At 73.4% G+C, this 13,248-nt stretch carries 10 protein-coding genes; 7 read left to right on the top strand and 3 right to left on the bottom strand.

Annotated elements, in window-relative coordinates; translation table 11 throughout:
- On the top strand, positions 1-1,770 hold a 1,770-nt coding region (gene cydC, locus Q0283_RS10395; RefSeq protein WP_298044507.1), incomplete at its 5' end, for a thiol reductant ABC exporter subunit CydC.
- A 45-nt stretch (positions 1,771-1,815) separates the two neighbouring features.
- Here cydC and Q0283_RS10390 read toward each other — a convergent pair.
- Positions 1,816-4,479, bottom strand: coding sequence for a DNA topoisomerase (ATP-hydrolyzing) subunit A (locus Q0283_RS10390; protein ID WP_298044504.1), 2,664 nt, complete (start codon positions 4,477-4,479; stop codon positions 1,816-1,818).
- A gap of 76 nt (positions 4,480-4,555) precedes the next feature.
- Between Q0283_RS10390 and Q0283_RS10385 the strand changes: the two genes are divergently transcribed.
- From Q0283_RS10385 to Q0283_RS10375, 3 genes are all read left to right on the top strand, one after another.
- On the top strand, positions 4,556-7,279 hold the full coding sequence (locus Q0283_RS10385; RefSeq protein ID WP_298044502.1) for a GNAT family N-acetyltransferase: 2,724 nt from the start codon (positions 4,556-4,558) through the stop codon (positions 7,277-7,279).
- 117 nt (positions 7,280-7,396) lie between these two features.
- Complete coding sequence (locus Q0283_RS10380) at positions 7,397-8,137, top strand: DUF5998 family protein (protein WP_183526450.1); 741 nt, start codon at positions 7,397-7,399, stop codon at positions 8,135-8,137.
- Complete coding sequence (locus Q0283_RS10375; protein ID WP_298044500.1) at positions 8,134-9,300, top strand: alkaline phosphatase family protein; 1,167 nt, start codon at positions 8,134-8,136, stop codon at positions 9,298-9,300. Before Q0283_RS10380 ends, Q0283_RS10375 begins: the two co-directional genes overlap by 4 nt.
- Before the next feature lie 57 nt (positions 9,301-9,357).
- Here Q0283_RS10375 and sepH read toward each other — a convergent pair whose 3' ends face one another.
- Positions 9,358-10,638, bottom strand: a complete 1,281-nt coding sequence (gene sepH, locus Q0283_RS10370) for a septation protein SepH (protein ID WP_183526444.1) — start codon at positions 10,636-10,638, stop codon at positions 9,358-9,360.
- A 378-nt stretch (positions 10,639-11,016) separates the two neighbouring features.
- Between sepH and Q0283_RS10365 the strand changes: the two genes are divergently transcribed.
- Positions 11,017-11,316 (top strand): DUF4193 domain-containing protein, encoded by a 300-nt coding sequence (locus Q0283_RS10365; RefSeq protein WP_298043483.1) that lies wholly within the window; start codon positions 11,017-11,019, stop codon positions 11,314-11,316.
- Between the two features lie 104 nt (positions 11,317-11,420).
- Here the strand turns inward: Q0283_RS10365 and Q0283_RS10360 are convergent, their stop codons facing one another.
- Positions 11,421-11,942, bottom strand: a complete 522-nt coding sequence (locus tag Q0283_RS10360; protein ID WP_183526441.1) for a DUF3093 domain-containing protein — start codon at positions 11,940-11,942, stop codon at positions 11,421-11,423.
- 65 nt (positions 11,943-12,007) lie between these two features.
- Here Q0283_RS10360 and dut point away from each other — a divergent pair, with 65 nt between their 5' ends.
- Positions 12,008-12,487 (top strand): dUTP diphosphatase, encoded by a 480-nt coding sequence (gene dut, locus Q0283_RS10355; protein ID WP_040385564.1) that lies wholly within the window; start codon positions 12,008-12,010, stop codon positions 12,485-12,487.
- A gap of 127 nt (positions 12,488-12,614) precedes the next feature.
- Positions 12,615-13,248 (top strand): DUF3710 domain-containing protein (locus Q0283_RS10350; RefSeq protein WP_298044499.1); only part of this gene is annotated, 634 nt, incomplete at its 3' end.

The following is a 13,248-nucleotide window of genomic DNA, read 5'->3' as shown; positions in this document are numbered from 1 at the left end:
CTCCCCGCCGCGGACGAGGACCCGGTGGCGGCCGGCCGGGGCCGGGATGCCCACGGCCCCGACCGCACGCCGGCCGCCGGGATCCGGGACCGGTGGCGCGGCCGGTGGCGGCGGTGGCGGCGGTGGCTGGCGATCCTGCCGCTGACCGAGCGGAGGTTCATCGGCGGGGTGCTGTGGGCCGCCGCCGCCACGCTGGCCGCCGCGCTGCTGTCCGGACTGTCCGGCTGGCTGATTGTGCAGGCCGCCTACCAGCCTCCCGTGCTCTACCTGCTCTCGGTGATCGTCATGGTCCGGTTCTTCGGGATCGGCCGCGCGCTGTTCCGCTACCTCGATCGGCTCGACACGCATGATGCGGTCCTGGGGTGGGCCAACCGCCTGCGGCTGCGGCTCTGGGACACCCTCGGTTCCCATGCCGGCCAATGGGGGAGGCTGACCCGTTCGGGCGGCACACTGTCCGTGCTGGTGGCGGACGTCGACGAGCTGCGCGACGCCGTCCCGAGGGTCGTCGTGCCGATCCCCGCCGCCATCCTCAGCTGGCTCGTCACCCTCGTCATCGTGGTGCTGATGGCCCCCGCCGCCTGGTGGCCGGCCGCCGTCGCCGGGCTGGTGGGCTTCGTCGTGGTCCCGGTCGCGGTGGGCCTGGCGGACCGGCACACCACCCGGGCCCTGGCCGATCACCGGACGGGTCTGCTGCGCCGCACCTCCGCCCTGTTCACGGCGGCGGCCGACCTGGCCGGCAACGGGACCGCCGGACTGGCCGGGGACCGGTTCGCCGCCGCCGACCTCCGCGCCGACCGGCCCCTGAGGCGCAACGCGGTGGCGGCCGGCCTGGGACAGGGACTCGTCGTGCTGCTCTCCGGCTGGGCCGCCGTCCAGGCGATGGTCCTGTGCTTCACCCACGGGGTGACGGCCCCGGTGACCGCCATGGTGGTGTTCCTGATGCTGGCCCTGGCCGAGCCGTTGGGCCTGTACAGCACCGCCTGCCAGGAGAGCGCCATCCTGCGCCGCCAGCTCGCCAAGACCGCGCCGCTGCTCGACGAGGAGGCGATGACGGACCCCGGTGCGGGCGTGGAGCTCCGCGCGGCGGCCGGCGCGCGGGACGGGGACGGCGTCGAGGGCATCCGGCTGTCCGGGCTCACCGTGCGGTACCCCGGCAGCGGGACGGACGTGTTCCGTGGGCTGGACCTGCGCGCCCACCGCGGTGACTTCGTGGTGGTGACCGGCCCGTCCGGGTCCGGGAAGTCGACCCTGCTGGCCGTGCTGCTCGGGTTCCTCCCGCCCCGGGAGGGCCGCTACGTGCTGGACGTGGCGGCAGCGCCGCGGGCCACGCCGCGGGCCACCGGGCAGGCCCTGGGAGCCGTGGCCTGGTGCCCCCAGGAGGCCTACCTCTTCGACTCCACCCTGGCCGCCAACCTCGCCCTGGCGCGGGACCCCGCCGACCGGCCCGACGACGCCGAACTCGAGCGGGTCCTGGACCTCGTCGGCCTGGGCCACTGGCTCCGTTCCGCCCCGGACGGCCTGCGGACCAGACTGGGCCCGTCCGGGCACTACCTCTCGGGAGGCCAGCGCCAGCGGGTCGCCGTGGCCCGCGCGCTGCTGGCCCGGGCCGACGTCGTGCTGCTGGACGAGCCGACCGCGCACCTGGGCGCCGACGAGGCCGCGGCGCTGGTGGCGGACCTGCGTCGTGCCCTGCGGGGGAAGACCACCGTGATGGTCACCCACGACGCCCGCTTCGCGGCGGCGGGGACGGCGGCCGTGCGCCTGGGGTGATCCGGTGTCCGGTGTTCCGCCACCCGGCTCCGGGGCCCTCGACCCTCAGTCCCCGGTGGTGACCCCGGAGTCGTCGGCGAAGGGCAGGGCGTCCTCGCGGGGCTGGACGGCCGGTCGGCCGGCGCCCGTGGCCACGGGCTCCGTCCCCGCCGCCGTCCCGGCCCGCTCCGGGGAGGCCCCGGCGCCGACCGCCTCGATCACCTGGTCCATGGCCAGTCCGGAGCCGTCGCGGGAACCGTACTCGGCCGGCAGGGCGCGCGCGACGCCCGTGGCGGTGGCCGCCACGGCGGGTCCGGCCCCGGCCCAGGCCAGCGCCAGTTCCATCTCGCCCTTGAGCAACCGGTGTGCGCGCACGCCGCCCGTGGCCCTGCCCTTGGCGGGGTACTCGGCCAGCGGGGTGCGCTTGACCGAGCCGGCGACGGTGCCGGGCAGGGTCTGCTCGCCCTTCGTGACGGTCACGACGACGGCCCGTCCGGGCTCCGCGGCATCGTCGGCCGCCGCGGCGGCGGGGACGGCGGAGAACGCGATCACGGCGTCGCCCGCGGCGACCTTGATGCCGGCCATCCCCCCGGCGGTGCGCCCCTGCGGGCGGACCAGCGAGGCCGCGTAGCGCAGCAGCTGGCCGGTGCGGGTGATGAAGACCAACTGGTCGTCGTCGCCGGGCGCCGGCCCGGCCCCGACCACCTCGTCACCGTCCTTGAGCGTGATCGCCTCGAAGTCGTCCCGGTTCAGCGGCCAGTCGGGGTTCACTCGCTTGACCACGCCCTGGCTCGTGCCCAGGGCCAGCACGGTGTCCAGGGGCACCAGGGCCACGAGCGACTCCCCGCGCTGCAGGGTCAGGAAGTCCTTGACCTTGACCCCGGCGGTCAGGTTCGGGGTGGGCGAGGCATCCGGCAGCGACGGGATGTCCACCACCTGCACGCGCTGGATCCGGCCGCTGGAGGTGAGGGCGCCGATCTCCCCGCGGGCCGACGTCGCCACCACCGAGCGGTAGGCATCGTGGCGCTGGCGGCGGCCCCCCGGGACCAGCGGCGTGTCGTCCACCGTGCGGGCCAGCTGGCCGGCGGTGGTGAGCACCACGAGGCAGGGGGTGTCGGCCACCATCAGCGGATCGGAACCGGGAGTGCCGGGCAGCGCCGCCTGGGCGGTGCCCGCGCGCACGGCCCCGGCGGTGGGGGAGGGGGCGGCGATGTTCTCGGACTCCAGCAGGACGGTCCGGCGGTCGTCGCCGAACTCGTCGGCCACGTCCTGCAACTCTGCGGAGACCAGCGCGCGCAGCCGCTCGTCCGAGGCCAGGATGGCCTCGAGTTCCTCGATCGCCGCGCGCAGCTCGTCCTGCTCGGCCTCCAGCTCGATCCTGGAGTACTTCGTCAGTTGCCGCAGCCGCAGTTCCAGGATGTGGTTGGCCTGGATCTCGGTGAGGTCGAAGACGCCCATGAGCCGGGTGCGCGCGGCCGCGGTGTCATCCGAGGAGCGGATGATCTGGATGACCTCGTCGATGTCCACGAGGGCCAGCAGCAGTCCCTCGACCAGGTGCAGGCGGTCCTTCTTCTTGCCCAGGCGGTGGGCCGTCCGCCGGCGCACCACGTCCAGCCGGTGCTCCACGTAGACCTGCAGCAGCTCCCGCAGGCCCAGGGTGCGTGGCTGGCCCTCGACCAGGGCCACGTTGTTGATGCCGAAGGACTCCTCCATCGGCGTGGCCTTGTACAACTGGGCGAGCACGCCCTGGGGATTGAACCCGGACTTCAGCTCGATGACGAGCTTGAGGCCGTTCCGGCGGTCGGTGAGGTCCAGGACGTCCGAGATGCCGGTGAGCTTCTTGGCGTTGACCGCGTCCTTGATCTTCTCGATCACCTTCTCCGGTCCGACCCCGTAGGGCAGCTCGGTGACGACCAGTCCGGTCTTGCGCGGCGTCACCTGCTCGACGGACACCTTCGCCCGCATCTTGAACGAGCCGCGGCCGGAGGCGTACGCGTCCCGGATGCCGTCGAGCCCCACGATCCGGCCGCCCGAGGGCAGGTCGGGACCGGGCACGTGCCGCATCAGCTCCTCGAGGGTGGCCTCCGGGTGGGCGATCAGGTGCTGGGCGGCGGCCACCACCTCCCGGAGGTTGTGCGGGGCCATGTTGGTGGCCATCCCCACCGCAATCCCGGACGCGCCGTTGACCAGCAGGTTGGGGAAGGCGGCCGGCAGCACCGCCGGCTGGAGGAACTGGTTGTCGTAGTTCGGGACGAAGTCCACGACGTCCTCGTCGAGCGAGGCCGTCATCGCCAGGGCGGCCGGGGCCATCCGGGCCTCGGTGTAGCGCGGGGCGGCCGGGCCGTCGTCGAGCGAGCCGAAGTTCCCGTGGCCGTCCACCAGCGGCAGGCGCAGCGAGAACGGCTGGGCCAGGCGCACCATGGCGTCGTAGATGGCCGAGTCGCCGTGCGGGTGCAGCTTGCCCATCACCTCGCCCACCACGCGGGCCGACTTCACGTGGCCCCGGTCCGGGCGCAGACCCATCTGGCTCATCATGTACAGGATGCGTCGCTGCACCGGCTTCATCCCGTCCCGGGCGTCCGGCAGCGCCCGGGAGTAGATCACCGAGTACGCGTACTCCAGGAACGAGGTCTCCATCTCGGCGGAGACATCGATGTCGACGATGTTCTCCTGCTCGAGGGGGATGGCCTCGGAGGCCGGGGCAGAGGTCTTCTTGGGGGTTCGGGCCATGGGGTCTGCGGGTGTCCTTGTGGGGGATGGTCGTCGCGGCACAGCGTGCAGGACGGGAATTGTCTACTGTGATCCTATGGGCGAGACGTCGAGAACTCCCGAATATCCGTCCCACTGGGAAGCGGATGTCGTCCTGCGGGACGGCACCACGGCCCATCTGAGGCCGGTCACCCCGGATGACGCCTCCGGCCTGCTGCGCATGCACGAGGGCCAGTCGCAGAGCTCGATCTACCTGCGCTTCTTCACCTTCAAGTCCACCCTGTCCAAGAAGGAACTGGACCGGTTCACCCACGTGGACTACCGGGACCGGGTCGGCCTGGTGGTGCTGCGGGGCGAGGAGATCCTGGGCATCGGCCGCTACGACCGGCTGGACGACCCGCTCGAGGCCGAGGTCGCGTTCAACATCTCGGACGCGTCCCAGGGCAAGGGCATCGGGTCGATCCTCATGGAGCACCTCGCCGTGGCGGCGAGGGAGAACGGTATCCGCCGGTTCACCGCCGAGGTCCTGCCGGAGAACCGGAAGATGCTCTCCGTGTTCCAGGACTCGGGGTTCGAGGTCTCCCGCCGGTTCGACGACGGCGTGGTGGCGGTCGAGTTCTCGATCGACCCCACGGCCAAGGTCCGGGCGGTCATGGAGTCGCGCGAGCACCGCGCCGAGGCGCGATCACTGGCCGAGCTGCTGGCCCCGGAGTCCGTGGCCGTGATCGGCGCGAGCAGGCAGCAGGGATCGGTGGGCTTCTCGCTGCTGCAGAACATCATCGAGAGCGGATACACCGGCCCGGTCTACGGCATCAACCGCGAGGCCCTGGAACTGGCCGGGATGATCTCCCGGTCCACCCTGGCCGAGGTGCCCGGCCCCGTCGACCTGGCGGTGCTGGCGGTGCCCGTGGACGAGATCCCCGCGGTGGTCCGGGACTGTGCCCGGCACGGCGTCAAGGGCCTGCTGGTGGTCACCGCCGGGTACGCCGACGCCGGCCGCGACGGCCTGGTCCGGCAGCGGGAGCTGGTGCGCCATGCCCGGGCCAACGGCATGCGGGTGATCGGACCCGCCTCCGCCGGGATCGTGAACACCTCCCCGGCCGTCTCGCTCAACGCCTCGGTCTCGCCGTTCCTGCCGGCCCGGGGTTCCGTGGGCCTGTTCTCCCAGTCGGCCGCGATCGGGGCCACCCTGTTCGCCGCGGCCCACCGTCGCGGCATCGGCCTGTCCTCCATGGTCTCCGCCGGCAACCGGGCCGACGTCTCCGGCAACGACGCGATGCAGTACTTCGAGGACGATCCGGCCACGGCCGCCGTCGGGGTCTACCTGGAGTCCTTCGGCAATCCGCGCAAGTTCTCCCGGATCACCCGGCGCCTGTCCCGGAGCAAGCCGGTGGTGGTGGCGCGCTCGGACGTGATGGGGCGGCGGTTGCCCCCCGGCCACGAGACCCGGACCACCCAGGCGCCGGCCGGGGCCGTGGACTCGATGCTGGAGCAGACCGGCGTCATCCAGGTGGACAACCACGACGACCTCATGGACCTCATGCAGACCGTGGCCTGCCAGCCCCTGCCGGCCGGCAACCGGGTCGGGGTGCTGGGCAACTCGCTCGCCCTGAACCGGGTGGTGACCGACGCCGCCGAGCGCCACGGGCTGACCGTGGCCGCGACCATGGACGTGCCCGGCATGGACGCCGAGCACCTGGTGGAGGATGCCGAACAGGCCCTGGGCGCGGCTGTCCGCGCGGCCGTGGACGGCGGCACCGTGGACGCCCTGCTCGTGGTCACCCAGGCGGGGATGCACCAGCAGTCCGGCGACGCGGACCGGTTGGCGTCCGTGGTCGAGGACGCGGCCCGGGGATCCGGTGTCCCCGTCCTGGCCTCCTTCACCGGGGTGCTGGACCCCGATTACCAGTCGGCCACCCTGCGCCGGTCCGCCCCCGCGACCGAGGACGGCGGTCTGCAGCGCGGGCTGCCGGTGTTCTCCTCCCCGGAGCAGGCCGCCCGGGTGCTGTCCCGACTGGTGCACTACCGCGACTGGCGCCAAGCCGAGGAGGGGGTGGCGGTGGAACCGCAGGGCGTGGACCGGAACCGGGCCGAGGCCCTGCTCGACGGCTGGACCGCGCGGGCCACCGGGACGGACCTCGTCCGGCTCTCCCCGGAGGAGTCGCGGGAACTGCTGGGCTGCTACGGCATCGAGGTCCTCGCCTCGGAGCGGTTCACCACCGAGGATGAGGCCGTGGCGGCAGCCGATCGGCTGGGCTGGCCGGTGGCGGTCAAGGCCGTCGACTCCTACCTGCGCCACCGGCTGGACCTGAGCGGGGTCCGGCTCAACATCGTGGATGCCCCCTCCCTGCGGCGCAACGTCGCCCAGATGCGCGGCATCCTCGAGCCCTACGGCAGCCCCAGCCTGGAGGTGCAGTCCATGGCCCCCTCGGGGCAGGCCTGCATCATCACCGCCCTGGAGGACCCGCTGCTGGGCCCGGTGGTGTCCTTCGGCATCGCCGGGGATGCCGTGGACCTGCTGGACGACTGGGTCCACCTCGTGCCCCCGTTGACCGACCAGGACCTGGAGCGGATGATCCGCGCACCACGCGCCGCGGCCAAGCTCTTCGGCTACGGGGGCCTTCCCGAGGTTGACACGGCCGCCCTGCAGGACCTGCTGGCGCGCATCGCGGCACTGAAGGACGACCACCCGCAGGTCGCCCGGGTCCGGTTCAACCCGGTGCTGGCCTCAGACCGCGGGATCACGGTGCTCTCCGCCGAGGTGGACGTGGCCAACGCGGCCCAGCGCACGGACTCCGCGCGCCGGGCCATGCGCGGCTGAACCGGCCGCGGTGGCCAGGACCGGAGGCCACCACCGGACAGGCGGCACCGGATACCGGGCACCGGCGCCCGCTGCGGGACACCGCCGGCACCGGGCGGGGCCGATAGCATGGACGGCATGACTCCACTGCGCAGGAACCCCGGCTCCGGCCAGCACCCGTCCGGGCACCATTCCTCGGGCGCCGCGGACAACTCCGGTGCGAATCCACCGGAGCCGCAGGACGCGCCGGGCCCGGTCCACCGCCCGGTCGCACCGGCGTCGGGCGCGGGCGGCGGGCCCTCCAGCCTCGGGGCCGACCTCGAGCGCGCCGGCTTCTACCCGGAGCTGGTGGCGGACGTCCTGGACTCCGTGCTGGACGGGCGCACCGTCACCAGCCACCTGGTGCACGTGGACACGCACTTCGACTACGACGAGATCCACCGGCACATCACGGTGCTCGCCCTGGCCGGGGACATCATGGCGGCCCTGCACCTGGACGACCACGCCCTGGACGACGCCGGCGAGCAGGTCATGGCCCAGGTGTCCACCGAGGTGGTCCCGCTGCGGCGTATCGACTCGGTGGTGGCCACCACGGTCCACCCCCAGCCCCAGGACTTCCGCCGCGGGGACCCGGTGGCCGAGGTCACCCTGTCCGTGACCTGGGCCGGGGGACAGCGGATCGACCTGGCCCCGGCGGCCTGCGCGGACCCCAACTGCGACGCCGACCACGGGTACACCGGCACCTCTGCGCGCGAGGACCTGGTGCTGCGGGTGGCCGCCGAGGCCGAGGGCCAGCGCGCCGTCGACGCCGCCCTGGCCTTCTACCGCGAACTGCGGCGCGCCACCGTCGATGCGGACCGGGAGCGGACCGGGCGGTGACGTCCACTCCACCGATCCCGTCCGGACCCCCGTACGCCGGCCGGTCGCTGGCCGGCGTCCTGACCTCGGCCGCCGCGGCCCTGGGCGCCCCCGGGTTCACCAACGCACTGCAGTTGCCGCGGACCCGCCGGGTCGCCGTCGTCATGGTCGACGGGCTCGGGAAGGCCCTGCTGAAGCGCTACGGCGGCCATGCGCCGTACCTGCGGTCCGTCCTGGAACGGGACTCCACCACCCTGCAGTCGGCGTTCCCCACCACCACCGCGGCCTCCCTGTCCAGCCTGGGCACCGGGCTGGAACCGGGACGGCACGGCCTGGTCGGCTACGACGTGCTCGACCCCGACCGGAACACCGTCATCAACCAGCTCGGCGGCTGGGACCCGCAGACCGATCCGCTGCGCTGGCAGCCTCAGGCCACGGTCTTCGAACGGCTCGCCGACACCGGGGTGGAACCGGTCACCGTGTCCCTGCCGGCCTTCGAGGGCTCCGCCCTGACCAGCGCGTCCCTGCGGGGGTCCCGCTTCGTCGGCGGGACCACGCTGCACGCCCGGTTCCAGCACGCCCGCGAGCAGCTGCACGGGGCGAAGGGGCCGGTGCTGCTGTACCTGTACCTGAACGAGCTCGACAAGGCCGGGCACCAGCACGGCACCGGGTCCGAGAAGTGGCTCTACGCGCTCGAGGAGATCGACGCCGCGGCCCGCCGGCTCAGCCAGGCCGTGCCGAAGGACACCGTCCTGGTGCTGACCGGGGACCACGGCATGGTGGACGTCCCGGAGCCCGGGCGGATCGACTACTCCGCGATGCCCGCCCTGGTCGACGGCGTCGAGCACACCGCCGGTGAACCCCGGTTCGTCCAGCTGCACTTCGCTCCCGACGCCGGCCCGGCCGTGCGGGAACGGACCACGTTCGCCTGGCAGGCCGCCTTCGGCGAGCACGCCTGGATCCTGACCCGCGACCAGGCCCTGCAGGCCGGCTGGTTCGGCGTCACCGAGGACCGGGTCACGCCGCGCATCGGCGAGTTGCTCGTCGCCGCGCACGGACCGGTGGCCCTGTACGACGGACGCCGCGCGGCCCCGGCGGCCTTCGAGATGGTGGGGCACCACGGCTCGCCCACCCGCGCCGAGCGCGAGGTGCCGCTGTTGATGCTGCACCGGCCCCTGCGCTAGACCGGCCCGCTGCTCAGGCCGGCCCCCTGCGCCGCCCGGCGCCGGCCGGCCGGGCCGTCAGTCGTTCTTGCGTCCGAAGACGATCTCGTCCCAGCTGGGCACCGACGGCCGGCGCGCCTTGACGGGCCTGGCCGACTTCGCGGGCTTGGCCTCGGGGGCCGGCGTGACCACCGGGGCCGCGGGCTTCTCCGGCTCCTCCTCGCCGAGCTCGATGGCCGTCTGGTCGGGATGCTCCTCGGTCGGCCCGTCGGCGTCCTGGCCGCCGTCCGCGTCCTCGTCCCGTCCGGTCGCGTCCCCGCCCCGGGTGCCGAAGCGCGGATCCTCTTCGTCGTCGTCGTCCCAGACCTCGACCCAGCCGTCCACGGCGGACTCGTCGGTACCCGCGTCCCGGCCGGTGCCGGACCCGGCCTCCTGGCCGGCGTCACCGGGGGCGGTGGCCACGGTGAGGCGGGGCCGCTGCGTCCCCTGGTGGGGCTGCTCGTCCCGGGTCAGCATCAGGGCGAGCTCGTCGTCACCCTCCTCGTCCACGCCCAGGCGCTGGCCGCGGCGTGCCCGCAGCACGTCCAGCAGCTCGTCCTGCGAGTCCTGGTCCACGGCGGGACGCGGTCCGTGGCTCGCGGGGGCCGGGGCGGGCGCGGGTCCGGCCTCGTCCTCCTCCACGTTGAAGGGGCGGTCCCCGACGGCGGAGAGCCGGCGGGTGCCGAAGGCACCGTCCAGCGGGTCCAGTTCCGAGAGCACCTGCGCCCAGCGGTTGCGGTTGTCGAGGTGCCGGCTGCTGGGACGGAAGGTCCACAGGGCCGGGGGCTGGTCGCCGATCGCGGACTCGGCGCCCTCGGTGGAGAAGTCCAGGCTGACGGTCCAGGTGCCGTCACCCATCCGCCAGGCGTCCCAGTGGGCCGTGCCGGCGTCCATGCCCAGCACGGCCAGCCGGTGGCGCACCATGTCGCCGAGCAGGGCGGGCTCCTCGCCGAAGGTGCCCCGGTAGAGGTCGTGTCCGGGCTGCGGCGCGGCGACCTCCACCTGACGCGCCTGCTGGGCGATCCAGTCGCGCTCGGCCAGCACCGGGCCCTCGTACTTGCGCACCCGCTCCAGGTCCACCCCGGACTCGGCGGCCACCTGCTCGGCGGTGGCCCCGGCGCGGATACGGGCCTGGATGTCCCGGGGCGTCACCACGCCCTCGGCGGCGTCGGCGGCCTGGGCGGAGGGACGGTGGATCGGACGGGTGACCGCGGCCCGCAGGGCGTCGGTCACCGGGAGGGAGAACTCCTCGCCGTCCTCGTTGCTCAGCAACAGGTGCCCGCCGTCCTCCTGGACACCAACGAGACGGAGCTCCTGCATGTTCGTCCTCCACGATCGGCTTGGGTCGGTCCGGGACGCCCCCGGCAACCGACGCGACGGGCGGATGGGACGGTCCCTCCCCGACTTTGCCACGATTCCGGTGGCCGCGCACGACGGTGCCACCGGTGTGGCGTGGATCCATCCGTCCAGATCACCACTGTACGCTCACGGCGATTTTGATTTGGCCACGCCGTAGGGAACAATCTCACCGACGTGCAGACCGTCAAGGGGTCGCCCAGGGCCCCGCGGGCCGGTGTCACGTGGCCGGTCAGACCGGTCTTCCGGCCGGTTCCCCAGCGGTCCCGGCGTCACCATCGCAACATCCCATCCACGGTCGGCCCCGCCGGCCACATCAGCGGAGCGTGAACACACCCCATCATGGCCACCGATTACGACGCGCCACGCAAGAACGAGGACGAGCTGTCCGAGAGCTCGATCGAGGAACTGAAGAGCACCCGCACGGACACCCAGTCCGCGGCCGTCGACGTCGACGAGACGGAGGCCGCCGAGGGCTTCGAGCTGCCCGGCGCCGACCTGTCCGGCGAGGAACTGATGGTCCGGGTGCTGCCCGCCCAGGCCGATGAGTTCACCTGTGCCTCCTGCTTCCTGGTCCGCCACCGGTCCCAGGTCGCCAAGGAGAAGAACGGCATGCTCTACTGCACCGACTGCGAGGGCTGAGCGGCCCCGCTCACCCCGCAGCGGCATTCCGCGGCAGCCCCGAGGCACGCGACAGGCCGGCCAGGTCCTCCTGGCCGGCCTGAGTTGTCCGCGGGCACCGGTCGTCAGCGCGCGGCGTCGTCCGCGTCCCGCGCCATGGTCCCGCCGAGGACGGCCACGAGGCGCTCCGGGTTCCGGGTGCTCGTCAGCCAGTAGGGGGTCCGGTCCCTCTCGTCCGTGATCTGGATGCGCACGACGGGGTCGATCCAGCCGCGGATGCACATGAACGCCAGTCCGTGCAGGGCCGGGCCGCGCTGGTGGGTCGCGTCGTCCCCGCGGTAACCGGTGACCTCACCGACGTAGGCGCGCTCGATCCCCGCCCGGCCGACCTGCAGGGTCGTGCCGGTCACCACGATCCGCGGGGTCGACGCCCGCAGCAGGATGGCGATGACGATGAAGACGGCGACGGCGGCCGCCAGGCCGATCTCCAGCCCGATCGGGACGAACACCAGGATCGACAGCGCGGAGATCATCACCGCGATGAGCCAGATCCACACGGACGGGCGCAGTCGCTCCTCGTAGAGAACGGAGGAGTCGGCGGGGCGCGCGCCGGAGTCGGCCGGGGATGCGGAGGAGGATTCGTGCATGCCTCCAAGAATCCCACGTTTGGGGCGCGGAACCGTAAATTCCCCGGTCGGGTACAGTGGCGCCCGTGAATCAGCCAGCCGAGACCACGCACCCGCCTGCCCTCGACCGTCCGGTGGTGGCCCTGACGATGCTCGACGACGGCATCGAGCCCCCCTCCTACGCGATGCCCGGGGACGCCGGGGCGGACCTGCGCACCACGCAGGACGTGGAGCTGGCCCCGGGCGCCCGCGCCCTCGTGCCGACCGGGGTCGCGCTGGCGCTGCCGGAGGGCTTCGTGGGCCTGGTCCATCCGCGGTCCGGGCTCGCGGCCCGCCACGGCCTCAGCCTGGTCAACTCCCCGGGGACCATCGACGCGGGCTATCGCGGCGAGATCAAGGTGCCCCTGCTGAACACGGACCGTGCGGAGACGATCCGGTTGCGCCGTGGAGACCGGATCGCGCAGCTGGTCATCCAGCGCGTGGCCCAGGCCCAGTTCGTGGCGGTCGATGAACTTCCCGCCTCCCACCGGGGCGCGGCCGGGTTCGGGTCCACCGGCGGCTTCTGAGACCGCCGGTCAGGACCGTTCGCCGGTCCACCGCGACTGACCTAAGCTGGACAGGCCGCGTCCACGGGGTTGCCCGCTGGGCGCCGGGCCATGAGAGACGCGTGACGGAAGAGAGGCAGGCAGGGCGATGATCTTCGGCCGGAACCTGAACGTCAAGATCGAGACGGTGACCCTTCCGGAGGGACTCCAGGACGACCGGGGCCGGGAGCCGGGCGATTCCTCCCCGAGCGGTCCCTTCGACGTCTCCGAACGGCCCGCGCTGGACGGGTACATCGACCTCGGGTCGCTGCGCGTGCCCGTCGTGAAGGACCTGAAGGTCCGCCTGGACGTCGAGGAGTCCACGAGGCGGATCATCGGCGCCACCCTCACCCTCGGCCAGTCCTCCCTGCAGGCCCAGGCCTTCGCGGCGCCACGCTCCGGCGGGATCTGGGACGAGATCCGGGCCGAGATCGTCCAGTCGGTCACGGCCACGGAGAACTCCCAGGTGGGGGAGCGGCAGGGACCGTTCGGCACCGAGGTGCTGGCCCGGATCCCCGCGGCGATGCCCGACGGCAGTCCGGGATGGCGCGTCGCCCGGTTCGTCGGCGTGGACGGTCCCCGCTGGTTCCTGCGCGGCGTGATCGGCGGAGAGGCCGCCTTCAAGGAGGACTCGGCCGGCCCCATCGACGAGGTGTTCTCCCGGCTCGTGGTGCAGCGGGGGGACGATCCGCACCCGCCGCGGGAACTGCTGCCCCTGACGCCGCCGGAGAACCTCCGGCCGG

The organism is uncultured Citricoccus sp., assembly GCF_937871995.1.
Lineage (GTDB): Bacteria > Actinomycetota > Actinomycetes > Actinomycetales > Micrococcaceae > Citricoccus.
The sequence above is the reverse complement of the archived record's forward strand: the minus strand, read 5'-3'. Positions and strand labels throughout refer to the sequence as shown.

Coding starts and splice junctions, on each gene's coding strand:
- Q0283_RS10390 (WP_298044504.1), bottom strand. CDS start 4,479: ATGGCCCGAACCCCCAAGAAGACCTCTGCCCCGGCCTCCGAGGCCATC.
- Q0283_RS10385 (WP_298044502.1), top strand. CDS start 4,556: ATGGGCGAGACGTCGAGAACTCCCGAATATCCGTCCCACTGGGAAGCG.
- Q0283_RS10380 (WP_183526450.1), top strand. CDS start 7,397: ATGACTCCACTGCGCAGGAACCCCGGCTCCGGCCAGCACCCGTCCGGG.
- sepH (WP_183526444.1), bottom strand. CDS start 10,638: ATGCAGGAGCTCCGTCTCGTTGGTGTCCAGGAGGACGGCGGGCACCTG.
- Q0283_RS10365 (WP_298043483.1), top strand. CDS start 11,017: ATGGCCACCGATTACGACGCGCCACGCAAGAACGAGGACGAGCTGTCC.
- Q0283_RS10360 (WP_183526441.1), bottom strand. CDS start 11,942: ATGCACGAATCCTCCTCCGCATCCCCGGCCGACTCCGGCGCGCGCCCC.